This is a genomic window from Polynucleobacter sp. P1-05-14, assembly GCF_018881675.1.
Taxonomy (GTDB): Bacteria; Pseudomonadota; Gammaproteobacteria; order Burkholderiales; family Burkholderiaceae; genus Polynucleobacter.
In genome coordinates, this window is the sequence record NZ_JACVPV010000017.1 from 129,536 (window position 1) to 153,640 (window position 24,105).

Annotated in this window: 29 protein-coding genes; 7 read left to right on the forward strand and 22 right to left on the reverse strand. The window is 44.7% G+C overall.

Annotated features, from left to right (window positions below; translation table 11 throughout):
• The coding region (locus ICN37_RS11595; protein WP_255538500.1) for a peptidylprolyl isomerase at positions 1-467 on the forward strand (467 nt) is incomplete at its 5' end.
• A 13-nt stretch (positions 468-480) separates the two neighbouring features.
• Here the strand turns inward: ICN37_RS11595 and ICN37_RS08185 are convergent.
• The 4 genes from ICN37_RS08185 to ICN37_RS08200 form a co-directional block, all read right to left on the reverse strand.
• Positions 481-1,638, reverse strand: a complete 1,158-nt coding sequence (locus ICN37_RS08185) for an MFS transporter (RefSeq protein WP_215322211.1) — start codon at positions 1,636-1,638, stop codon at positions 481-483.
• A gap of 12 nt (positions 1,639-1,650) precedes the next feature.
• The gene (aroC, locus tag ICN37_RS08190; protein WP_216156507.1) at positions 1,651-2,763 is read right to left on the reverse strand and encodes a chorismate synthase; all 1,113 of its coding nucleotides are present in this window, start codon (positions 2,761-2,763) and stop codon (positions 1,651-1,653) included.
• 43 nt (positions 2,764-2,806) lie between these two features.
• Positions 2,807-3,262, reverse strand: a complete 456-nt coding sequence (locus ICN37_RS08195; RefSeq protein WP_072582442.1) for a CBS domain-containing protein — start codon at positions 3,260-3,262, stop codon at positions 2,807-2,809.
• 78 nt (positions 3,263-3,340) lie between these two features.
• Positions 3,341-4,189, reverse strand: a complete 849-nt coding sequence (locus ICN37_RS08200; protein WP_215322215.1) for a YhjD/YihY/BrkB family envelope integrity protein — start codon at positions 4,187-4,189, stop codon at positions 3,341-3,343.
• 22 nt (positions 4,190-4,211) lie between these two features.
• Here ICN37_RS08200 and wrbA point away from each other — a divergent pair, with 22 nt between their 5' ends.
• From wrbA to ICN37_RS08220, 4 genes are all read left to right on the forward strand, one after another.
• Positions 4,212-4,820, forward strand: coding sequence for an NAD(P)H:quinone oxidoreductase (wrbA, locus tag ICN37_RS08205; RefSeq protein ID WP_215322216.1), 609 nt, complete (start codon positions 4,212-4,214; stop codon positions 4,818-4,820).
• A 17-nt stretch (positions 4,821-4,837) separates the two neighbouring features.
• A complete protein-coding gene (locus tag ICN37_RS08210; RefSeq protein ID WP_215322312.1) occupies positions 4,838-5,221 on the forward strand; it encodes a DUF2069 domain-containing protein in 384 nt (127 codons plus the stop codon).
• A 2-nt stretch (positions 5,222-5,223) separates the two neighbouring features.
• Complete coding sequence (locus ICN37_RS08215; RefSeq protein ID WP_216156512.1) at positions 5,224-6,639, forward strand: FAD-binding oxidoreductase; 1,416 nt, start codon at positions 5,224-5,226, stop codon at positions 6,637-6,639.
• A gap of 90 nt (positions 6,640-6,729) precedes the next feature.
• On the forward strand, positions 6,730-6,915 hold the full coding sequence (locus ICN37_RS08220; protein ID WP_072582447.1) for a hypothetical protein: 186 nt from the start codon (positions 6,730-6,732) through the stop codon (positions 6,913-6,915).
• A gap of 67 nt (positions 6,916-6,982) precedes the next feature.
• On the opposite strand, the gene ICN37_RS08225 is transcribed toward ICN37_RS08220, so the two are convergent.
• From ICN37_RS08225 to urtA, 17 genes are all read right to left on the reverse strand, one after another.
• Complete coding sequence (locus tag ICN37_RS08225) at positions 6,983-7,876, reverse strand: alpha/beta fold hydrolase (RefSeq protein WP_216156515.1); 894 nt, start codon at positions 7,874-7,876, stop codon at positions 6,983-6,985.
• Between the two features lie 50 nt (positions 7,877-7,926).
• On the reverse strand, positions 7,927-8,190 hold the full coding sequence (locus tag ICN37_RS08230) for an EF-hand domain-containing protein (protein WP_255538501.1): 264 nt from the start codon (positions 8,188-8,190) through the stop codon (positions 7,927-7,929).
• Between the two features lie 9 nt (positions 8,191-8,199).
• Positions 8,200-8,883, reverse strand: coding sequence for a DUF3313 domain-containing protein (locus ICN37_RS08235; protein WP_216156518.1), 684 nt, complete (start codon positions 8,881-8,883; stop codon positions 8,200-8,202).
• Between the two features lie 72 nt (positions 8,884-8,955).
• On the reverse strand, positions 8,956-9,348 hold the full coding sequence (locus tag ICN37_RS08240; protein WP_216156521.1) for a hypothetical protein: 393 nt from the start codon (positions 9,346-9,348) through the stop codon (positions 8,956-8,958).
• Between the two features lie 599 nt (positions 9,349-9,947).
• Positions 9,948-10,571, reverse strand: coding sequence for an urease accessory protein UreG (gene ureG, locus ICN37_RS08245; RefSeq protein ID WP_216156523.1), 624 nt, complete (start codon positions 10,569-10,571; stop codon positions 9,948-9,950).
• A gap of 9 nt (positions 10,572-10,580) precedes the next feature.
• Positions 10,581-11,273, reverse strand: a complete 693-nt coding sequence (locus tag ICN37_RS08250; RefSeq protein WP_076024350.1) for an urease accessory protein UreF — start codon at positions 11,271-11,273, stop codon at positions 10,581-10,583.
• Positions 11,263-11,859 (reverse strand): urease accessory protein UreE, encoded by a 597-nt coding sequence (gene ureE / locus ICN37_RS08255; RefSeq protein ID WP_216156526.1) that lies wholly within the window; start codon positions 11,857-11,859, stop codon positions 11,263-11,265. Before ureE ends, ICN37_RS08250 begins: the two co-directional genes overlap by 11 nt.
• An 8-nt stretch (positions 11,860-11,867) precedes the next feature.
• A complete protein-coding gene (gene ureC, locus ICN37_RS08260; RefSeq protein ID WP_216156530.1) occupies positions 11,868-13,571 on the reverse strand; it encodes an urease subunit alpha in 1,704 nt (567 codons plus the stop codon).
• Positions 13,571-13,909, reverse strand: coding sequence for an urease subunit beta (locus ICN37_RS08265; protein WP_216156533.1), 339 nt, complete (start codon positions 13,907-13,909; stop codon positions 13,571-13,573). Before ICN37_RS08265 ends, ureC begins: the two co-directional genes overlap by 1 nt.
• The gene (locus ICN37_RS08270) at positions 13,906-14,538 is read right to left on the reverse strand and encodes a HupE/UreJ family protein (RefSeq protein WP_216156536.1); all 633 of its coding nucleotides are present in this window, start codon (positions 14,536-14,538) and stop codon (positions 13,906-13,908) included. The genes ICN37_RS08265 and ICN37_RS08270 overlap by 4 nt, the downstream gene beginning before the upstream one ends.
• 11 nt (positions 14,539-14,549) lie before the next feature.
• Entirely contained in the window at positions 14,550-14,852 is a 303-nt protein-coding gene (locus ICN37_RS08275) for an urease subunit gamma (RefSeq protein ID WP_076024343.1), read from the reverse strand.
• 18 nt (positions 14,853-14,870) lie between these two features.
• Positions 14,871-15,776, reverse strand: a complete 906-nt coding sequence (locus ICN37_RS08280) for an urease accessory protein UreD (protein ID WP_216156538.1) — start codon at positions 15,774-15,776, stop codon at positions 14,871-14,873.
• 5 nt (positions 15,777-15,781) lie between these two features.
• Positions 15,782-16,474 carry an urea ABC transporter ATP-binding subunit UrtE gene (urtE, locus tag ICN37_RS08285; RefSeq protein WP_216156540.1) on the reverse strand — a complete coding sequence of 231 codons (693 nt, stop codon included), beginning with the start codon at positions 16,472-16,474 and terminating at the stop codon, positions 15,782-15,784.
• Between the two features lie 2 nt (positions 16,475-16,476).
• Positions 16,477-17,274, reverse strand: coding sequence for an urea ABC transporter ATP-binding protein UrtD (gene urtD / locus ICN37_RS08290; RefSeq protein WP_216156542.1), 798 nt, complete (start codon positions 17,272-17,274; stop codon positions 16,477-16,479).
• On the reverse strand, positions 17,271-18,413 hold the full coding sequence (gene urtC / locus ICN37_RS08295) for an urea ABC transporter permease subunit UrtC (RefSeq protein WP_216156544.1): 1,143 nt from the start codon (positions 18,411-18,413) through the stop codon (positions 17,271-17,273). Before urtC ends, urtD begins: the two co-directional genes overlap by 4 nt.
• A 1-nt stretch (position 18,414) precedes the next feature.
• A complete protein-coding gene (urtB, locus tag ICN37_RS08300; protein ID WP_215361614.1) occupies positions 18,415-19,998 on the reverse strand; it encodes an urea ABC transporter permease subunit UrtB in 1,584 nt (527 codons plus the stop codon).
• Positions 19,999-20,049: 51 nt separating this feature from the next.
• The gene (gene urtA, locus ICN37_RS08305; protein WP_076024347.1) at positions 20,050-21,309 is read right to left on the reverse strand and encodes an urea ABC transporter substrate-binding protein; all 1,260 of its coding nucleotides are present in this window, start codon (positions 21,307-21,309) and stop codon (positions 20,050-20,052) included.
• Between the two features lie 210 nt (positions 21,310-21,519).
• Here urtA and ICN37_RS08310 point away from each other — a divergent pair, with 210 nt between their 5' ends.
• Complete coding sequence (locus tag ICN37_RS08310) at positions 21,520-21,816, forward strand: hypothetical protein (protein ID WP_216156546.1); 297 nt, start codon at positions 21,520-21,522, stop codon at positions 21,814-21,816.
• Between the two features lie 73 nt (positions 21,817-21,889).
• A complete protein-coding gene (locus ICN37_RS08315; protein WP_216156548.1) occupies positions 21,890-22,603 on the forward strand; it encodes a hypothetical protein in 714 nt (237 codons plus the stop codon).
• Here the strand turns inward: ICN37_RS08315 and ICN37_RS08320 are convergent.
• Positions 22,600-23,808: a tyrosine-type recombinase/integrase gene (locus ICN37_RS08320; RefSeq protein ID WP_216156550.1), complete on the reverse strand. Its 1,209-nt coding sequence runs from the start codon at positions 23,806-23,808 to the stop codon at positions 22,600-22,602. The two genes, ICN37_RS08315 and ICN37_RS08320, sit on opposite strands and share 4 nt — an antisense overlap.
• Positions 23,809-24,105 lie beyond the last annotated feature (297 nt).

A 24,105-nucleotide genomic window follows, 5' to 3' on the forward strand; every position in this document is an offset into this window, starting at 1 on the left:
TTGCAGAAGCCGATCTGAAAGCCGCTTATGAATCTGCAAAGGCGCAATACAGTGGCAAGGAATATCACGTAGAACATATCTTGGTAGAAAAAGAAGCCGATGCCAAGGCAATTACTGCACAGCTTAAGGCGGGCGCTAATTTCGAAGATATCGCTAAAGCAAAGTCACTGGACCCGGGCTCCGCTAAAAATGGCGGCGATCTTGGCTGGGTTAGCGATAAAGCATTAGTACCAGAGTTTTCTAAAGCAATGGTGCAGCTCAAAAATGGGCAAATCACTGATAAGCCTGTGAAATCACAGTTTGGTTGGCACATCATTAAGGTGATGGACTCTCGTGATATTCAAGCCCCAAGCTTTGAAGAAATGAAGGCTCAATTGAAGCAGATGATCATCTCTGATAAGAGTTGGCAAAAGGCGAAGTTCTCAGAAATGATGCAAAAACTACGCGCTAAGGCAAAGATTCAATAAAAAGCTGGTAGCTCTATCTAGCGGGGTAATGTCGCGGTCTGAGTTTTTGGATCGCCATACCCGCCAGTCCGCAAGCAAATGCGGACATTACAAATACATCTCTAGGTTGAGATGCCTCCCATATCCAACCAGCACATAACCCCCCGAGCGTTCCGCCAAGACCGTATGAGATGGTAGCCATCAAAGCTTGACCTCTAGCCTGTACTGGGCCCGTGAACCAACGTTGCAAAAGTTTTGTAGCGGCACTATGGTGCGCAGCAAAAGTGCCAGCATGCATTAATTGCGCCAATATCAAAACGGAAGTGATTGGTAGGAAGGCTATTAAAGCAAATCTGACTACTCCAATTCCAAAGGCGGCCTGCAATATCACCTCGGCATCTAACCGACTCAATACCTTGCTTTGAAAGTAAAAGAAAATGACTTCAGCGAAAACTCCTAGAGCCCAAAACAGGCCAATCTGAAATTTGTTGTACCCAAGGTTTGAGAGATAAAGAGAGTAAAAAACATATAAAGCAGCATGGGCAAAGATCATAAAAAATCCAGACACTAGAAACCACCGAACATCAGGATTAAAAAGCACAACCAATAACTCCCCTTTCACCATTTTGCGACGCTCCATCTTGGGCTCGTGTAGACAAAAAGTAATAAGAGCTAGGGCAATTAAAACAACGGTGCCCACAATGGGATAAAGCCCAATGCTTTTGCGCTGGAATAGCTCTCCTGCAGCAAGAACCATGGCAATAAAGCCGATAGACCCCCAGAGACGTAAGCGTCCGTAACGCTTATCAAAGGAATTATCTTTGTATAAGGCATGAATAGTGGCTGACTCACCAAGCGGCATCAAACTACTCAAAATGGTGTGCAACACAAACATCCAAATAAAAAATCCGATGTAGCTATGCAAGAAATAAATGCATAAGAAAACTACCGCTGCAAGACATGCACAGAATCGAATAATGCTAATCCGATTAGAAAGGTAGTCCGATAACCAACCCCAAGAAAAAGGGCCAACAATGCGGGTGATCTGCAACATAGACATCAATGCAGCAATCTCTATAACACTAAAGCCCCGTTCTAAAAAGAACAGGCTAGCGTATGGAGAAACTAACCCAACATAAGCGAAATATAAAAAGAAAAAGGACCCGAAGGCCCAGCGTAGCGAAGGCGTCATCGATTAAGCCAATTAATTGCGGAATGAGCCTGGTTGAGAGGCTGGAATAGACGCAGCATCTGGTACATCAGCGCATTGAGCGCGATGGCGTAGAGCATGATCCATTAATACTAGCGCTAACATTGCTTCAGCAATCGGTGTTGCACGAATACCAACGCAAGGGTCATGCCTGCCTTTGGTTTGAACTGTAATCGGCTTTCCATCTAAATCGACAGACTGCTTCGGGCTCATGATGCTCGAAGTTGGTTTGATTGCGATAGAAACACGCAGATCTTGACCGCTACTAATGCCGCCCAAAGTACCGCCAGAGTTATTGCTTGCAAAGCCATCGGGATGAAGCTCATCTCCATGCTCGCTACCGCGCTGAACTACCGACTTAAAGCCAGCGCCAATCTCAACACCTTTAACGGCGTTGATACCCATCATGGCATGCGCAATATCGGCATCCAACTTATCGAATAAAGGCTCACCCAAGCCAACAGGAACATTACGAGCCCTTACCTCGATACGTGCCCCACAAGAATCCCCTGCTCTACGTAACTCATCCATATAGCCTTCAAGCTGAGGGATGATTTCAGAATTAGCGGCAAAGAATGGATTCCGGTCAATCTGAGCGGCATCTTTAAATGGAATTTCAAGTTCGCCCAATTGACTCATATAGCCATAAAACTCAGTGCCATATTTCTCATGAAGCCATTTTTTGGCGATCGCAGCGGCAGCAACAACTGGCGCCGTTAAGCGAGCGGATGAGCGACCGCCACCACGGGGGTCACGAATGCCATATTTATTTTGATACGCATAATCAGCATGACCAGGTCTAAAGGTCTGCAAGATATCACCATAATCCTGGCTGCGTTGGTCTGTATTACGGATTAATAGCGCAATAGGGGTGCCTGTTGTTTTGCCCTCAAACACACCGGAAAGGATCTCAACTTTGTCCTCTTCTTTGCGCTGCGTAACGTGACGAGATGTACCTGGTTTGCGACGATCTAAGTCCAACTGAATGTCAGCTTCTGAAAGATTCATACCTGGCGGGCAACCATCAACCACCGCCCCGATTGCGGGACCGTGGGATTCACCAAAAGTGGTAACAGTAAAAAGTAGGCCTAAAGTATTTCCTGACATATCGACATTATGTCATTTGTCGGAAAATGATGGCTAGAACGACTTAGGAAGCTGCTTTTTCAGTATCTTCCGGCCAATCACGAATATAGGCCTTGAGCATTGTATTTTCGAAGTCCTGGGCTTCCACCACCGATTTTGCTACGTCGTAGAAAGAAATAACGCCCATCAACATCTTTTGATCGACTACTGGCAAATAGCGCGCATGGTCTACCAGCATCATGCGCCGAACCTCATCAATCTCGGTTTCCATATTGCAGGTCAAAGGTGTTTGATTCATCACAGTATTTACTTGAAGACCTTCAAGCTTGCCGTGATGTTTAGCTAAAGCGGCAATAACTTCACGGAAGGTCAGAATGCCAACCAGTTTGTCATACTCCATGACCACCAATGAACCAATGTCGTGCTCACTCATTACTAGCACTGCAGTTTGCAGCGCCGTATCAGGGGCTACTGTAAAAAGGGTGCTTCCCTTGACGCGTAATATGTCACGAACTTTCATTTGGTCTCCGAAAACAATGTATTTATAGATCCAATATAGACTCAAGAACTCCGCGAATCAAGAGCTTAGGCGATACTTTTAGTAACGAATAACCCTAATGACACCGCTTCGAATATCCGGCAAATTAGCCACCAATACCGCGCCAGTTAAGGTAATCCACCAGGTCATATAGATCCACGTTAAACCGAGAGGCAAGATCGCAAAAGCGCCATATACCGTTTTATAGAAGGCTGTATTGCCCAAGAAAATGGCAAATCCAAACTTCATTAGCTCAAAGGCAAGCGCTGCAACAAAAGCTCCCGTAAAGGCGTCTTGCCACAAAATCTTGGCGTAAGGAAGAATTTTGTAGACCACTGCATAGACCAGAATGGCCAAAAAGATTGGGGCAATCGCGGCCACTAGTTGAAAGCCAAAAGATACCGCGCTGATCCAGCCTTCTGAAGCACTAAATAAAACGCCACTCAAGTAAATGCCAACGCCAAGCATGATTGGACCTAGGATAGTTGCCGCACTATAGATCACAATTTTTTTATACAAAGGGCGTCTTGCAGTGACCTTGAATATTTGGTTAAAGGCACCCTCAATCACCGCTAAAGTCATGATTGTCGTGATGATCAGTCCGGCCAAGCCCACATAGGTTAAGCCTTTTGCTTGGGATGAGAATTGCTCTAAATAAATAAATGCCTGCTGATTAATGCCGCCTGGCATATAGGTATCCAAAAGCCAGGATCTAAAGGTATTTTTTACTTGAATTACGCGTGGGAGGTGGCCGATCAGTATGGTGGCGATCGTGACCATCGGCACCATGGATAAAGTTGTTGTAAATGCTAGGCTGGCTGCAATTTGCTTCAAATTTTGACCGCGATTACGCTCCCAGATCTCTTTAGCCAGAGAGAGCCATAATTGGGGGTTACGAATAAGGCGCATCGCCGTATCATAAGAGATCAATATGAGCCAACACGATATTTTAGTTTTGTACTACTCCCGTTATGGTGCAACCAAGGATCTGGCGCGCCTGATTGCCGAGGGTATCGAGAGCGTACCAGGGGCAAATGCCCGCTTGAGAACCGTGCCCCCCATTTCTGCGGTTTGTGAAGCTACTGAGGCAGCCGTTCCCCAGGATGGAGCGCCTTACGCTGAATATTCAGACCTAAAGGAGTGCATTGGTCTTGCTTTAGGGTCTCCGACTCGTTTTGGCAATATGGCAGCGCCGATGAAATACTTTTGGGACGGTAGTTCTTCAGAGTGGTTGAATGGCGCCTTAATTGGTAAGCCGGCCTGCGTCTTTACGAGTACCGGCAGCATGCATGGCGGTCAAGAAAGCACCCTCTTAACAATGATGATTCCACTGTTGCATCACGGCATGATGCTGATGGGCATTCCTTACAGCGAGCCTGACCTCATGTCTTCAAATACAGGCGGCAGTCCCTATGGAGTAACTCATCTCGCCCATGCCGATGGACGTGCGCCTATCAGCCCTGAAGAGCAGCGCCTAGCAAAGGCACAGGGTAAGCGTTTAGCTGAAGCTGCCTTAATGCTTTTTCAAAACAAAAGGTAATGCATTCAGCAGTCATCATGATAAAAAAGAGTCTCGACAAAAATCCATACCAACTTATAGCAACAGCTGCTTTTATTGATTTATTTATCTTGTGTGTCTGTTGGGAGTGGTTCGTCTCCCCTCTCCGACCTGGTGGATCCTGGTTAATCCTGAAAGGCATCCCTTTGCTATTCGCTATTCCTGGGATATGGAAAGGAAGGGTTTACACAATGCAGTGGGCCTCAATGTTGATATTGCTATATACAACCGAAGGCTTAGTTCGCATTCTCGAAACAGGTGCTAACTTTTGGCTTGCGCTCCTCGAAACTATTTTGTCGACCATTGGCTTTGTCTGTTTACTCATGTATCTAAAGCCCATCAAAAAAGAAGCTAAGGCTATAAAAAAGGCGGCTGCGGAGTAAAAATGCAAAACTTCATCAATCAGTTATCCACAGTCCTTGAGACAAAATATATTCTGACTCAAGCTGGGGATAAAGCGCCCTACTTAACTGATTGGCGTAAACGCTTTACGGGAAAAGCGCTTGCAGTTCTTTTACCTGGTAATGCTACTGAAGTAGCAAATATCGTCAAGCTCTGCGCCGCAAGCCAGGTTGCTATAGTCCCTCAAGGAGGACATACCGGCTTTTGTGGCGGCGCTACACCCGATAACAGCGGTAAGCAAGTCATCCTCAATCTCAAGCGCATGAATCAGATTCGTGAAATCGATATTGCAAATCAAACGATCACACTCGAGGCGGGATGTATTTTGCAAGCCGTGCAAGAAAAAGCTGCTGAGCAGGGATTTTTATTTCCCTTAAGTCTGGGTGCTGAGGGTAGTTGCATGATCGGCGGTAACTTAGCAACCAATGCCGGTGGAACTAATGTGTTGCGCTACGGTAATGCACGTGATTTATGTCTAGGTCTTGAAGTTGTTACTGCTAAAGGTGAGATTTGGAATGGCGTTAAAGGTTTGCGCAAGGACAATACGGGTTACGATTTGCGTGACTTGTTTATTGGATCTGAAGGTACTTTGGGAATCATTACTGCTGCAGTCATGAAGCTATACCCACTACCGATCTCTCAATGGACCACCCTTGTCGCATGTGAAACCATCGCCTCTTCAATTGCACTTTTAAATCTCTTTCAGAAACGGGCAACTTCACTTCTGACCGGATTCGAAATGATGACGCAGGAGTCATTGGATTTAAATGAGAAGCACTTTCCTCAGATGGCAAATCCCCTGCAAGGTAATCAACCATTTACCGTACTGATTGAATTGTCAGATCATGAGAGCGAGGATCATGTCAGGCAACTTCTGGAAACCATTTTGGAGGAAGCATTTGAATCAGGACTCATCAGCGACGCCGTTGTTGCCAGCAACTTAAGTCAAGCCAATGCTTTTTGGCATATGCGGGAACACATTACGCTAGCGCAAGCCGAAGAAGGCGCAAACCTCAAACATGACATCACCATCCCCCTCTCATCGCTTGATCGCTTTATCAAAGAAACCGATGCCTTGATGAGGACAAAGTTTCCGGGTGTCAGAATCATCAATTTTGGCCATTTAGGGGATGGAAACCTGCACTACAACATTGCCCCACCCTTGGGCACAGACCCCAAGACCTTCAATGAAATCAATGAAAAGCCCATTCATGAGCTCGTATATGCCCAGGTCGAGCGCTGTAATGGCTCCATTTCTGCAGAACACGGGGTAGGACAGCTCAAATTGGAGGGCTTAAGGGCTCATAAGGGTGAAGTTGCCCACGAGCTCATGAAGACCCTCAAAAGAGCTTTAGACCCCCAAAATATCCTTAATCCCCATAAAGTTGTCTCCATTTAAGAAAAACAGCTGTTTTTTTGATAAATATTTTGTAATTCGTGTCATCTCGACCGCTTTTCCATGCGTTGTATAGCCATGGAGGTGACAAATATGTCAACAAGACTCAAACGTTGGGCCCGCGCAATTCAAGAGATCGACTTGTCCACAAGGACGCCTGAAGTAGCTATTGGCTACCTGGACAGTAAATACCGAGATATTGCTTGGCGTTATATCCGGATCCTTGGCTTCGAACGTACTATTAGCTTCATGGCAAGCAATAACTTTCACCCTGAGTGATTGTTAAAAAACCCTAAATATTTGATTTATTTAGGGTTTTTTGTTTTAAAGCTGACTTGTTGAGTTTTTAGCCAAAAAATTTCCTGACCTCCGCCAGCAATACGTCAGGAATCTCTTCTGGTATGTAGTGACCGCTGGGAACAGCTTTTCCAGAAACATCCCTTGCCACAGCCCCCCAGTCCTCTAAGGGTTTAAAGCACTGGTTTACTAAGCCATGTTCACCCCACAACACCTTCAGTGGCATCTTCAACATCTTGCCTGCAGCACGATCGGAGCGATCGTGGATGAGGTCAGTCGTAGCAGCGGCTCGGTAATCTTCACACATAGCATGCATGCCTTCTGGATTGCTGGCCCCAGCCAAATACTCCGACCATCGATCTGGGGAAAATATTCCCGTACCCGCATGGCGACCCATATGATTTTTTAACCAAAACTCAGGATTAGCGCCGATTAAGGTTTCTGGAACTGGCTCTGGCTGTATCAGGAAGAACCAATGCCAATATCCCTTAGCAAATTCCATGGTGGTGTTCTCATACATGGTTAATGTTGGAGATACGTCTAGGACCATTAAGCGCAAAACACTTTCAGGAAAATCCATTGCCAGGCGATGAGAAACCCTTCCACCTCTGTCATGTCCAAGCAAGAAGAATTGATTAAAACCTAAACTTTTCATCAATGCATGTTGATCTGCGGCCATTGATCTTTTTGAATATGTTGAGTGATCAATTTTGCCGTGGGGCTTTGATGACGCACCATATCCCCTCAAGTCAGCAGCAACTACCGTAAAGTTTCTGGCTAACTCAGGAGCTACTTGGCTCCAGATGGCCTTCGTTTGGGGAAACCCATGGAGTAGCAACAATGGAGGACCGTTACCACCAATGAGATATGAGATATCAATTGAACCATCTTCAGAGTCAGTGGAAAATGTTTTAGTTTCAAAACCTGGAAAAGATACAGACATCATTAACCCAATAAAAAAGAGCCTCACAGGAGGCTCTTATATTTTAAATATCAACGATTAGCCATAGCCTGAATTTCAGCCACAGTTACATAACCTCTGTTGCTTGAGTCGATGTAACTAAAGTGGTCATAGATACGAGGCATGCAACCATTAGCTTCTTCTCTAGTTAACTTGCCATCATGATTGACATCGCATTTAGCAAATCGCTCAGCAATTTCTTTATCGCGAGATGCATCATCAGCCAAGGCTAATAATGGGATTGCTACCAGAGATGACAGGGCAATGGCGATTATTTTTTTAATGAGGGATTTCATGATGAAGACTTATTGACCAGTTGGCAATGGGTTGGCGGATGTTTCCATTGCTGAGCGGACCACTTTCTTCGCCATTGCAACAAATGAATCTGCAGATCCGGCGTTAGTCCTAAAGGATTCCCCTTGAATGGTAATCAAGCCTTCTCCTAATAATTGTTTTGATTGACTATCAGTTATTTTGCTCTCAACCAACAGCGCTGGTGTTTTGGAATTTACGCCACCAGCATAAGCAGCTGCATTCATTGCCAAACCAATTGGGGTGAAATTCCAGGGTTGCAAACTATCGGCTGAACTTTCCGCGCCAGTGATGCCAACAGAGATGCGCGCAACACCAGGTCCTGGTTTATTAACTAACTTGATGGTGCCGCGAGAATTAACAGCCTCAACCATAGAGGCCTGTAGTGCGGCTTTTGCCTTATTAATATCATCCATGCTGACTGACTTGGTGGCATTTTGATTCAGGTAAATCGGGTCCAAGATTACTGCGGTGTATGAACCAGGGTTCACACCTGAAATACGGTATCTCCAAATACGAGTATCTTTATCGCTGCTAGCCATTGGAACTAAAAGATTGTAATCAGGCAAGAAGCCCGATCTAGGCATGGATTCTGTTGCTAATTTAGGTGCATTGCTACATGCAGCCAAAGTCATTGCCGTAGCAAATGTTGCTAACAGCACTTTCATTTTATTCATGGCGATTCCGAGTGATGGGTTAAGTTACCTTGTAAGACTTCTATTAATAAAGATGATCATACCTTTATCAATTTAGTCCGGGGCTGGACAGGGCATGGTTCCGCCCGTCTTTTTATGAATCTGGGGCTTACATCCAACTTGAGATCGAGTCGTCTGGGTTGACCCTACTGGCACAGATGTTGAAATATTATTTAATGGTGCCTGCATTGAAGTTGCTGCCGTTGGAGATGAAGTGATTGGAGCACTTACTACCGGAGCCGACTTTGCTGGCGCTAAACCAACCTCTCTATAAAAAGACTTATCCGAGCCAGGGCAAGGCATTAAAGCACCTGTTTTAGAGTTAACAACTTCTTTACATTGAGGATTGGCCTCAAGGCGTGCCTCTAACTTAGCGGTAGAGCACGAACAAAGAATTAAGACCGAGCCAATTAGACATGTACTAATCTTGATCAAATGAATATTCATCGAAGCATTCTATGACAATGCAGCCTAAAGGTGACCATAAATGATTGGAGCTTTGAAAGCTATGGTGCGAACGGTGGATATCTGGCCTGCCCAGCACGATTCGAACGTGCGACCTACGCCTTAGAAGCTTTAAAAATGAGCTAAATCAATAGCAGAAACAATGACTTAAGCCTTACTAGATCAGGCGTGGCATACGCACCGAGATCATTGGAATCATGTGGAATTGAATGGTTTTGATATGGCATCTACAGAAGTGAAGTCAGTTAAACCGACGCTGGATGGTGTCGTGTTACGTGACAGTCAGTTACTCTGCATCGCCCGACCCACCAGTTATACGAAGGGATCACAGCAATGTGGTCCCTTTTCTTTTGGGTGGATGGAATTTATTAGCAACTGTATAAACTCAATAGAAGATCTATCGGGCCGTAATGGGTCAGGATGGTAGGCGCCAGGTGACCGTTTGAGCTATGAGCGTCTCGAAACACGACAGTTTGTCGGTTTACCCGACAAACTGGGCAACGCCCCCATTTCGAGTCACTTAAAGCAACATCAATCTATCCTAAGCAGATATTCAAGAGTGATGAGGTTCTGGAAAGGGCTTAACTTGCTAACAATCCTTTTTTCTCAATAAACTCAATAATTCCTTTAAGCCCATCGCCTGACTTTATGCTACCCATAATAAATGGTCGATCACCACGCATCTTTTTGGCGTCTGACTCCATTATGGGTAAGGAGGCTCCAACATAAGGTGCAAGATCGGTCTTATTGATTACCAATAAATCAGAGCGTGTAATTCCAGGCCCGCCTTTACGAGGAATCTTTTCCCCTCCAGCTACATCAATCACATAAATCGTCAAGTCAGAAAGCTCTGGGCTGAAAGTTGCCGCTAAATTATCACCACCAGACTCAATAAAAATAATATCTACATCTGGATACTGATTCTGCATACGGTCAACGGCTTCTAAATTGATAGAGGCATCCTCTCTAATGGCGGTATGAGGGCAACCACCTGTCTCAACCCCCATGATTCGCTCTGGATCTAAAGCACCTGCAACAGTAAGTAAACGCTGATCTTCTTTAGTGTATATATCGTTGGTAATCACTACCAAGTCATACTGATCACGCATTGCTTTACAAAGCATCTCGAGCAAAGTTGTCTTGCCTGAACCTACAGGGCCACCAATACCAACTCTTAAAGGGGGATTTTTTTTAGTTCTCATCATTTCTTTTGTCTATGAACGGAATAATCGGGAATACTGAGTCTCGTGCCTGGAAGAAAGGATAGCCAACATTGGTGAAAAATTGTCAACCATCGATAAACCAGATTTAGCTCTTTGTTCAGCCTGCTCAACCATTTCAGGAACAAGCAAGCGAAGCTTTGTTAAGGCATGCTGCCCTGCTACTTGACCCAGCGGTATAGCTTTTAAAGAAGCTGCTACTTGGTTTTCTATCCATGAGAATGCATAAGCTGCAAGCCCATTCTTTGACTGTATATTTAGATGAAAACAGGCATAGCTATGGGCCGTCAATAATGACAAAGGTTTGATTGCGGATAATTTAGTAAGGTATTCGCTACCCCAACCCAAAGACTGAGCAATTTGCAATAAAGACCAACCCATCTGCTCAGTTTCTGATCTGAGCTCTGAGGTTTCGCGACTGGCTAAGAAATAGTCGTTCAGACTTTGGGCGGAATCAATATCATTTTTTGCCCATGCCTCATAACTGAGAAGCCAAAGTGGGGCTTCAGATCTGACAAAGACGCCTAAAAATACATCTTTTATCCATGCTTCTGCAGTAAGAGCATCGTTTACCAAGCCAGAATCAATGGCAGCTTCTAAGCCCTGAGAATAGCTATATCCACCGATTGGCAATGCTGGTGATGCCAACTGCATCAATGCAGTGATTTCGTTTAGATCAATGCTCATGTGAATGATCATGATCGCCGTGATGATGGTGAGAGCATCCATGCCCATGAACATGTGGCTTCTCATGTTCGGCATACACTTTTTGAGCTAAGGCATAGTCGCTATCAAATGTCTCAGCATGACTATGGCGATGTCCACCTCCATACGCACCTGTTTCAGGCTCAAACGGGGCAAATTCATGCTTAGACTCCAACCCCAATTGATGAATCATGCCCTCTAACACTGAGTCAAGCTCAATCCTCAAGAATCCCAAGCCCACCTGAACAGGAATATGTCGATTACCTAAGTGGTAAGCAGCCCTCATCAGCTGATGTGCGTCGGTAGAGGCAATTGTTATTACCTCTTGATCCGCCGCGGAGATTCGAATCATGGATCCATCATCTGCAATCAAAATATCATCACTTGCCAGCACATTACCTCTTGGCAGAAAAAAGTGTGCCTCGCGACCATCGGAAAGTATTTCTGAAAAACGGCTTTTATTGCGTACCTCAAATGGCAACTTTAGTTCGAGCGCTCTAGCAATAACTGCTTTGGCTAAGCCCTGTCCTTTGGGGATGATTTTCTCAACGCGAATTGGTTCTGACATAATTTTTCCTAGAACAAGAAATATCGTTGAGCCATTGGTAATACTTTTGCTGGCTCACAAGTTAATAGTTCGCCATTTGCTATCACTTGGTAGGTTTCTGGATCTACGGAGATATTTGGCTGCCAATCGTTGTGGACCATATCTGCCTTGGTGATAGATCGACAATTCTTTACCACCTCAACTTGCTTCTCTAATCCATAAGCATCGCGAATATTGGCATTCATAGCCGATTGAGAAATGAAAGTTAATGAGCTATGACGTATCCCTTGGCCAATGCCCGCAAACATATTTCGGTAATGAACGGGCTGCGGCGTTGGAATAGATGCGTTTGGATCGCCCATAGCCGCTGCCGCAATAGACCCACCCTTTAATATTAATGAAGGCTTGACGCCGAAGAAGGCAGGCTTCCAAAATACTAAATCCGCATACTTACCGACCTCAATAGACCCAACAACATGAGAAATGCCATGGGTAATGGCAGGATTAATGGTGTACTTAGAGATGTAACGCTTGACTCGGAAGTTATCGTGACGATTTGTATCACCCGGAAGCAAACCACGCTGTACTTTCATCTTGTCAGCAGTTTGCCAGGTACGAATAATTACCTCACCCACGCGACCCATCGCTTGAGAATCTGATGAAAGCATCGAGAATGCGCCTAAGTCATGCAAGATATCCTCAGCAGCGATGGTTTCACGACGAATACGCGATTCTGCAAAGGCAATATCTTCAGCAATAGATGCATCAAGATGATGGCACACCATCAGCATATCCAAATGCTCATCTAATGTATTAACCGTAAATGGTCTGGTGGGGTTAGTTGAGGATGGCAATACATTTGACTCGCCACATGCACGAATAATGTCAGGGGCATGACCACCTCCTGCGCCCTCGGTGTGATAAGTGTGAATAGTGCGCCCCTTAAATGCAGCTAAGGTTGTCTCTACAAATCCAGACTCATTTAAAGTGTCGGTATGAATTGCCACCTGAGTATCAGTTTCATCAGCAACACCCAAACAACAATCAATCGCTGCTGGCGTAGTCCCCCAGTCTTCATGCAACTTCAATCCAATTGCGCCTGCATCAACTTGCTCTCGTAATCCAGCTGGCAAGCTAGCATTGCCTTTACCCAATAGGCCAATATTCATAGGATATGCATCGATGGATTGCAACATTCTTTGAATATGCCAAGGACCAGGCGTGCAAGTAGTTGCAAAAGTACCAGTTGCTGGGCCCGTACCGCCACCAATCATGGTGGTTACCCCAGACATTAAAGCCTCTTCAATTTGCTGCGGACAAATAAAGTGGATATGAGTATCAATACCACCCGCGGTCACTATCATTCCTTCGCCAGCAATAATTTCGGTACCAGGGCCAATGACAGAAGTAATCCCCGGTTGAATATCTGGGTTACCAGCCTTACCAATATTAGATATTCTGCCATTTTTAATAGAGATATCAGCTTTGATAATGCCCCAGTGATCAATGATTACCGCATTGGTAATAACGGTATCGGCACAGTCCTTTGACTCGCGTTGACTTTGACCCATACCATCACGAATGACTTTACCACCGCCAAATTTGACTTCTTCGCCATAGATAGTGAGGTCCTTTTCAACCTCAATCATGAGGCCGGTATCCGCCAGTCTTAAACGATCACCTACAGTAGGGCCAAACATTTCAGCATAGGCTTGACGACCAATCTTAGCCATTAGAGACCTCCCATAACGCGGCCAGCAAAGCCATAAATCTTCTTCTCACCAGCCACCTCTACAAGCTCAATAGTGCGCTTTTGGCCTGGCTCAAAACGCACAGCAGTGCCTGCAACAATATTTAATCGCATGCCCTTCGTTTTATCGCGATCAAATAACAGGGCATCATTTACTTCAAAGAAGTGAAAATGGGAACCTATTTGAATAGGACGATCGCCACTATTAGAGACTTCAATTGAAAGTGTTTTTCGGCCAACATTCAACTCAATATCTCCAGGCTCTACAAACATCTGCCCTGGAATAAAGCGTTGGCTATTTGCACTCGATGGCGAACTCATGTCGATGCTCCGCCAAGCAGTGCAAAGGAAAGCTGACTGATTAATACCCAGCCGTATATAACACTAGCAAATCCAGTCACTCTTGCAAAGATCGCCGTCTTTTCCTTAAGGAGATTGACTAATAGAGCGCCCGATAAATGCAAAATCCCAGTTGCCAAAATCAAGCCGGCCATATCTTGTGCCACTAAGGAAGCTCCATAGGATCCATTTGAAAATAATTCAGCGTGGGCAAACCCATGAAATATTCCAAAAAAACTAATTAAGGCAAGGATTGCATTATTGGAGTACTGGCGCTGTACAAGCAACAATAATCCCATTGCAATTACAGAAGCAGCGATTCCAAATTCAAAGATATGAAGAGATAAATTACTTAGGCCAGCAAATACCCCAAGACACATGCCTAATATAAAAACACAAGGCCCAAGCCAGATTTTTTTCAGCATGAAAGCACTCCAAAATCCTACGAGCACAATGACTAAAAAATGATCAAAGCCACTAAATGGATGCATCAGACCCGATAGGAAACTAACCGAAGTTTCATGTCCTGGGTGGGCATAAACCAAATTTGAAGATAGAACTCCGATCAATCCAGCAAAAGCTAACAATATTTTTTTTATATGAAGACTCATTTGTATTGCTCCTAAACAATCGGGTTATGAACTGTGACTAATTTTGTTCCATCAGGAAATGTTGCCTCAATCTGAATATCTGGAATCATTTCTGGAACCCCTTCCATGACATCTTCGCGACCTAGTATCGCTTGCCCTTCGTGCATCAGTTGTGCGACCGTTTTGCCATCACGCGCACCCTCCATAATCGCAGCGCTAATTAAAGCGACTGATTCCGGATAGTTCAACTTGAGGCCTCGAGCCTTTCTGCGCTCCGCTAAGAGTGCCGCTGTGAATATTAGTAATTTATCTTTTTCGCGTGGAGTTAATTCCATATCTCACCTATAACAATCCTAAGAAGCCCAAAGCCGTAATGGCTGAGCTGGCACACCATGAACTATCGGTCTTAATTTAGACCATACATCAATCATAAAATTTCTAGCTATCTCCATATCATTAGAGACTGCCCTCACCAAAAAGACGCCTTGTGGCATCAACGTCACCCCAGCCCGTAATGAATCAGTCCAAGGCATTATCTGAGCAAAGGTTTCAACTAAATTAGCTGAGCAACTTGGTCCTACGGCCCATAGAGTTGCACAAACAGGCCAAGACCCTAGTTGAGGTAAAGATCTGGAGTATTGATCTTCGGCATCGATATGCCCGTTCTCGATCCAAATTAACTTTCCATCACGCCTTATTTCATTGAGCATATGAATGTGGCCACTAGACCATTCCTCGCCAGAGGCATGGCGTCCTAACATCAGGGCGTCCCAACCAATAAATGAAGCATTCGATGAAAGGCTCAGCCTGGTAATAACGTTAGAGTTAGCGCCTTTAAAAAAAAGATTCTCTTGAGGTAGCCAATCTAATTTTGCATTCTCACCCAGCTCAAATTGAATATTTTGAGTAGCAAGATTTTTAAATGATTTGTACCATTTAGTGGCACTTGGAGTAGATAGAACCACATGACTACCCTTACCAACAGCAACCTGGATATCTAAGGTATCTCCGCCTGCGATACCTGCTGGCGGGTGAATGATGACCGTGTGGCAAATATCATCACCTTCGGGATATAAAGCTTTTTGAACTCGCAGTGGCCCCTCATGCAAACTTTTCTTTAATACAGTGCCAATTACAGTGCGCTCATAAGATAGGCTCAGTTTGGCTAGCCAACTAGGACTTAGAGACCTAAATAGCTGTTTTACTGCGTTATCTGGAGCCAAAAACATGTGGATAAACCATTTCAGTGAATTCAGCATCCACTTTAAACCGAAATCATCTCCTGAACACCATTGAGATCCATATCAGCACCTTTGCCTTGCGCGACGACTTCACCGCGGCGCATCACGATATAGTTATCTGAGAGCTCTTTTGCAAAGTCGTAATACTGCTCTACTAATAAAACAGTGATGCCCATCTCATCGACTAATTTACGAAGACAGCGCCCAATGTCCTGAATGATAGATGGCTGGATACCCTCGGTAGGCTCATCCAAAATGATCAACTCTGGCTGAGACATCAATGCACGCCCAATTGCTAACTGCTGTTGTTGGCCACCTGACAAATCACCGCCCCGACGCGCCTTCATATCCGACAGAATTGGAAATAGCTCGTAAATATATCCAGGGATATTTTTTGGGCTTGAGAATTTTGCCGCTCCAATGAGCAAGTTTTCTTCGACTGTGAGTCTTGGGAAAATTTCTCGACCCTGAGGAACATAGGCAAATCCACCGTCCACCCGAGACCACGGGGGTAGATTGGCCAATTCTTTTCCATCCCAAGCAATCGAGCCAGTCTTTAGTTTCACCACACCCATAAGCGATTTGAGCAAAGTGGTTTTGCCAACGCCATTTCGCCCAAGCAAACTGGTTAACTGACTCTTGGGGACTTCAAAATTCACATTACGCAAAATATGGCTTCCGCCATAATATTGATTGAGATCTTTGACGATAAGCATGATTAACGCCCTAAATACGATTCGATTACGCGTTCATCACGCTTTACTTCATCCAAAGTGCCCTCGGCTAGAACTGAACCTTCAGCCAATACAGTCACCTTACCTTTTGGGCCCGCTAAAGCAGCAACAAATTCCATATCATGCTCAACTACCATCATCGAGCATTGACCACGTAATGAATTTAGAAGCTCAGCTAAGCGCATTGTTTCTTCGTCCGTCATCCCTGCAACGGGCTCATCAAGCAATAACAGCTTGGGCTGCTGCATTAGAAGCATACCAATCTCTAAGCGTTGCTTTTGACCGTGAGAAAGAAGGCCAGCTTCACGATAAGCTTCTGACTCTAACTGTGTAAGGGCAAGCACTGATTCCATCAAACGACGGCCCTCTAGATCTACTTTAGCAATCAAGGAGTGATGCCATGATTTATCTCCAGCCATCGCCAATTCAAGATTTTCCCAAACAGGGTGATTCTCAAATACCGTGGGCTTTTGAAATTTACGGCCAACGCCAATTTGGGCAATTTGTGGCTCGTTCATGGTCATAAGATCAATGGTCGAACCTAAATAAACGGAGCCATCAATATCGGCAATGTTAGAGCGAGTTTTACCGGTAATGACATCCATTAAGGTAGTCTTACCGGCGCCATTGGGCCCAATCACACAGCGCAGTTCGCCGACATCAATCGTCAATGACAATTTATTAATGGCCTGAAAACCGTCAAAATTGACCGATAGATCATCCACATAGAGGATTCCAGTATGAGAAGTATCGATTCCCTTCTCAAGAAAGTGAGCGCTCATTTTGACCCACCCTTCTTAACAACGAATTTGTGATAGATACCCAGCAATCCATTCGGTAGAAACAAGGTCACCAATACAAACATCATTCCTAAGAAAAACAGCCAATATTCTGCAAAGTTAGTGGTAAAAAAACTCTTAGCCCCGCTCACCGCAAATGCGCCAATAATTGGACCTAGCAAGGTGCCGCGGCCACCTACTGCTACCCAGATCGCCATCTCAATCGAGTTTGTTGGAGACATCTCTCCAGGATTAATGATGCCCACCTGCGGAACGAATAAAGCTCCAGCAATGGCGCATAGGATGGCAGATAGAACCCAAATAAAGAGTTTGTAACCTAAGGGGTTGTACCCACAAAACATCAAACGAGATTCTGCATCCCGTACCGCTGTAATCACCCTTCCCATTTTTGAGGTCACCAGGGCTCGGCAAAGAATAAAACTGCCCAACAGGACTAAGAAGGTAACAATGAAAAGTGTGACGCGAGTACTTGGCGCGCTGATGGAGTAACCCAATATCCGCTTAAAGTCCGTGAAACCATTGTTGCCACCAAAGCCCGTTTCATTCCTAAAGAAAAGAAGCATAGCGGCATATGTTAATGCCTGCGTAATGATGGAGAAGTAAACCCCTTTAATTCTGGAGCGAAAAGCAAAGTAACCAAATACCCAGGAAATCGCTCCAGGAACCAGAATCAACATCAAAAGCATCCACCAAAAGTGTTCGCTCCCCTTCCAGAACCAAGGCAACTCTTTCCAGTCTAAGAAAACCATGAAGTCAGGTAATTCGCTTTTGTATACACCTTCAGTTCCTATCTGGCGCATGAGATACATGCCCATGATGTAACCGCCAATAGCAAAGAACAATCCATGCCCCAAACTCAATATTCCGCAGTAACCCCAAACCAAATCAAGCGCTAAGGCCGCAATTGCAAAGCACATAATCTTGCCAATTAAACTAAGCGCATAAGCAGACATGTAGAACATACTAGTCTCGGGAACCAGCAAAGAAAATATTGGCACACCAATTAATACGCACAGTGTCAATGCTGCTAAGGCAATATAGGCACGCTTGCTGAGTATGGATTCACGCTCAGGAATTGCCAAACTAAAGCTAGATGAAGGAGCAAGCTTTCTAATATCCATATTAATCAACGCTCCTGCCTTTCAGTGCGAAGAGGCCTTGAGGACGTCTTTGGATAAAAATAATAATGAACACTAAGATAGCAATCTTGGCCAATACGGCGCCAATAAATGGCTCTAATAATTTGCTGGTGATACCAAGTCCAAATGCACCATAAATAGTGCCTGCAAGCTGACCTACTCCACCGAGTACCACCACCATGAAGGAATCAACAATATAGCTTTGACCAAGATCGGGACCTACGTTACCAATCTGTGAGAGGGCTACACCACCAAGACCGGCAATGCCTGCGCCAAATGCAAAGGCATACATATCCACGCGCACTGTTTTGACACCCACGCATGCAGCCATAGTCCGGTTTTGAGTAACCGCCCTGACGAAAAGCCCTAGACGAGTTTTGTTTAATACTAGCCAAGTCACGATTACTACCGCAATCGCAAAAGCAAAAATAATGATCCGGTTATAGGGCACAACCAAGTTAGGTAGTACCTGCATGGCACCAGACATCCACGTTGGATTAGCCACCTCGACATTTTGAGCGCCAAAAATAGTTCTGGTCATCTGAATCATCAGCAAACTGACGCCAAAGGTGGCTAATAAGGTTTCTAGCGGACGACCATATAAAAATTTAATGACCGTTCTTTCGATCAAAATACCCACTAAGGCGGCGGCAATAAAAGCAACCGGCAAAGCGAATAACAAATACCAATCTAAATAGCCAGGAGCATATTGCCTGAAAAATCCTTGTACAACATAAGTTGCATAAGCACCAACCATCAGGAATTCACCGTGCGCCATATTGATGACGCCAATCAAGCCATAAGTAATCGCCAAGCCCAAAGCGCAAAGTAACAAAATACTTCCATAACTAAACCCAGCGATCACATTACCCAGGATTTCGCCGCTAAACTCAGACTTCTTAATTTTGGCTAAAGCCTTTTCAGCCGCCTCTTGCACTGGGCCACCCTCTTTTGCCAAAGGCGCCAGCAATGCAGCAACTTGTGGATCACCACTATCGCCTAAGAGTTCAATTGCCTTTAGTTTTGATTCTTGATTGTCGGATTGCAAAGCAAGGAGCGCCCAGAGCTTCTGTACTTTTGGCTTGAGCGCAGGATCCTTTTCGGTAGCCAGTAAGTTTTCAACCAATGGGAAGGTGTCTGGCTCGGGATCCTTGATTAAAGAGTCGACTGCCTTAGCGCGAATCTGTGGATCTGCAGAAGCTAGCTGTAAACCTAGCAAGGCATTATCAACTTTACCGCGCAGTTGATTATTCAGAATAACGTCTTGCAGTTCATCCGGCTTCACTGAAACACTTAGTCCGGTTAAGGGATCTAAATATTGATCGCCCTTTTGAACTACAACACCTTGGGGCGACAAGAAAAGGCTTTCTGCACTGAGAGCCTGAAGAATTTCTAAGGCTTCGGGACTACCCTCTTTAGATAAATTTTGGACCACTTTAACTTTGGCATCAAAGTTATCACTAAACAGGGGCTTTAAATCTGCAACATTAATTTTTGCAAAAGTAATCCCACATGCCAATACACAAGCAGCAGAAAGGATTAGTTTTGAAAAGATTGGAAATTTCATGGTGATTGTGAAAACCCTCCCCCAATTGAGGGAGGGTATTTCTATTGAAAATTACTGTACTGAATCAGGCTTGCCTGCATTACCGTCGATATACTGACTCCATGGTTTGGCTGGAATAGCTGTTGGAGTTTTGTAGATTACGTTGAATTGTCCGTCTGCCTTGATTTCACCAATCATGACTGGCTTAGACAAATGGTGATTAGCCCCCATCACCTCAAGATAACCACTTGGAGTGTTAAGTTTTTGACCAATCATTGCTTTACGAACAGCATCAACATCGGTTGTGCCCGCTTTCTCAACAGCCGCTTTCCACATCAAGATGCCGGTACGGCTAGCTTCCATTGGGTCATCTGTCAAAGGCTTGCTAGCCCCTGGCAACTTTTTCTCTACAGAGTAAGCAGCCCACTGTTTTTTCCACTCGTCATTGACTGGGTTCTTAACTGACATGAAGTAATTCCATGCAGCCAATTGACCGACCAACGGCTTGGTATCAACGCCACGCAATTCCTCTTCACCAACAGAGAATGCCACTACTGGAACATCTTTCGCTTTCAAGCCCGCATTACCCAATTCCTTGTAGAAAGGAACGTTTGAGTCGCCGTTAATAGTAGAAACAACTGCTGTCTTGCCGCCTTGAGAGAACTTCTTGATATTGGCAACAATAGTTTGATAGTCTGAGTGGCCAAATGGTGTATATGTTTCTTGAATATCATCATCTTTAACGCCTTTAGATTTCAAGAATGCACGCAAGATCTTATTGGTTGTGCGTGGATATACATAGTCAGTACCCAAAAGCACCCAACGCTTAGCCCCGCCACCTTCTTTACTCATCAAGTACTCAACCGCTGGAATAGCCTGTTGATTTGGCGCTGCGCCAGTGTAGAAAACGTTACGAGACATTTCTTCGCCTTCGTACTGCACGGGGTAAAAGAGTAAGCCATTGAGCTCTTCAAAAACTGGCAGTACAGATTTACGTGATACGGAAGTCCAGCAGCCAAAAACAACCGAAACCTTATCTTTAGTTAAAAGCTGTCGAGCCTTTTCAGCAAATAATGGCCAATTGGAAGCTGGATCAACTACTACTGGCTCTAATTTACGACCCAATACGCCGCCGCTTTTATTAATCTGGTCAATCACCATCAAATCCATATCTTTAAGTGATGTTTCAGAGATCGCCATTGTTCCGGATAGTGAATGCAAAATACCAACCTTAATTGGCTCCTTGCTTTGAGCCATCGCCAAATGACTTAAACCTGTAAAACTCAAAGCCGCAGCCAAAGCTGACAACTTCAAAATTGATCTACGCTTCATGTCTCACCTCTTGAGTAAATTAATCAGTTGGGCACATATAACCACTGCCTGCATTGATTAGAGGATGTTTCATGTTGGTGCAAATTCAAATAATCACCAAAACAGAGCGCCTGCACCAAAATAAAGCGTCATCAAATTAAGAATTGCACTAAGAATAGGAATTTATGCCATTACAAAGGGGATGGCGCGATAGTAGCCGAAGTAAAGCAATTGCTGGTTAATCAACTGCAACATCCTTTGGCTTTGGTACCTAAGACAGCATTAGCTCATCCTGCTGATTCAGCTGAATACACCTTGTTAATTGGCAAGATGCTAGCTAGTGGTCAAACGCAAGTCTTAAGCGTAGTACCAGCCTCTACCACTGCCATGATTGAGCAAGCCATACGCAAAATAGCTCAAGAGTTAGTCAATAAGGTGGAAGAGCACGTCAAAGCCCAAGCAGAACTTGCAGCGCAAGCGGCAATTAGTGAGGCCGCAAACCAAGCCTTCTTCAAAGAAATGGCTTAAGTAATTGATCAATTAACAGGGGTTTAGGACTGATCAACCTCCCCTGCTTTTTACACTTCATAAAGGAAATACTATGAGCTTTGCATACAAGTACGCACCCAAAACCCTTGAGGATGTGGTGCTGGGCAGTAATAGCCTAAAAGCAAAATTGGCTGATTACATCAATGGCAGGGATTTAAAACCTTTGATTTTGCATGGCGGCTTTGGAACTGGCAAAACCACGATTGCCAATCTATTGCCCGATGCTATTGAAGGTAAGCCTGCTGAAATCACCCGCTTAAAGGCAGTGGAATTTAGCTCCATAACGGATGTGACTGAAGTATTTGGTGGTCCACCCATGTTTTATAAGCTATTTACTACCAATGATCAAAAGCGCACTTATGTGTTGTCTAACGAGATCAATTTCACCCTAAAAGCAGCCATTGCCTTTAGAGATATCGTTGATGACATGGTCGGTCATACGCAGTTCATCTTTACAACGAACTACATTGATCAAGTGGATATGGCATTGCGTGATCGCAGTTCATGTTTGATGGTGCCTTCAGTAACCGCTAAAGACTGGTTATCTCGGGCGCAGTGGATCTTGCAGCAAGAAGGCATCGCCCTACCCGATGATCAACTACTCAAAGTCCTATCAGCACAGTTACAAGTGAGCTCAAGTAATCGCAAGTTATTAGAGCGTCTCGAACACTTTGTTAGATCCGTACGCAATCCACCAAGTAATCCCGGTGGAGTAATTGCAGAAGTACCAACGCCTGAGCCAATTAACCCGCTCATAGCAGCTTAAGCTAATTTGGCGGCCGCCATCATAGGAGTGAGCTTTGAGTAATGTTTTTCAATCATCAGTGTCGAAGTACCCATTTGCCTAGCTAAGGTATGTATATCAATACCTTCAGCTAGAGCAAAGGTTGCATAAGTATGGCGTAGGCTATACAGGGTTCTGTTTTTACCAGCAGCATCCTTTAGTAAGTTAGATTCAAGCATTAGCCGCTCAAAGACATCATCTAGACTATGCGGAGCATCCCCTTCGGGAAATACAAATACTTTCTTATCCAATTTGGCCTCAATCACAGCCTCTAGGTTCTTATAAGGTAGCTTTTGCCAAGCAATTAATCGCTCTAAAGCCTCAGTCACAAAATGTCTTGCTATTAGGTATCTAGGGCCCGTTTTGCCTGATACCCAAATTCTTAGGTAACGCTGCTCACCAATCCAATGCCACTGTAGGCTACGCCAGCGGATTGGCATACTCTCCGTTCCTTGTCTAATGCCTGTTCCTAACAAGAGCTCCACATACACACGGCAAAGCCTTCTCATATGGTTACTGCGCTGATTGCGGCCAAATCGTTCCCAGTCCCGCATGTATTCCAGTAAGTAATTGACCTCCTGTTGATTAAATGCAGGCCTAATTTCTGCCCTATCGGCATTAACCTCCAACAAGGGAATGGTGCGATTTCGATGGATTAAGCCCTGATCCCTGGCTCGCTCAATTACTCGCTTATAAAGCCCCGCATGACGCCTTTGGGTATAGGTCTTGGGATTCTTACCCATCTGGGATATGCGCCACGCCACATAGTCATCCACAAGCTCTTGGGTTATGTCATTAATCTGATAATTACCAAAGAATGGGATCAAGTACTTGGTGTAGATGTGTATGTAATCAACATGGGTACGTTTATTGGGATTGGCCTGGACTACTCGGGCAGCCATAGCCAGCTCTTGTGTGGCCAATTGGCGAAAGGTACGAGTCTTAATGGCTAGATCACTGGCTAGCTTGACCTTGACTGTTTCATAGATGGCAATGGCTTGGGTTGTGGCTTCGGCCACTTGATCGGATCCAGTACTGGCCGAATGCCAAGCGCCAGTAGACAACTTAAAACGGCATTGCCATTGGTGACTACTAGGTCTTTTGTAGAGGGTGACGGCACCATCAAGGAGTTTGATGGGCTCTTCACCAGTGATAGCAGTGGAAAATAGCAGGGATAAATTATTCATTACAAGTGTCTCGAAACACGACACTAGTTAGCTTAATTTCAGTATTACGTTTGTGCGACCTGAATTATTTAGAGTCCGTTAAACCAACGGTACAGCGTTAGGGATGCGATGGACTGTTGCTGATCAGAAAACAGCCGTTCACCCTACTTGCTAATGGCAGACTCAAATCGACCGAGGCTGTGTAAAAACCCCCAATAATCTCCCTGTTTTTGTAAACACCTAAGCACCCTCAAACGTTAATTAAGTATCACTAATTAACGGATGTTCATGAAGATGAAACGATTCATTACTGGCCAA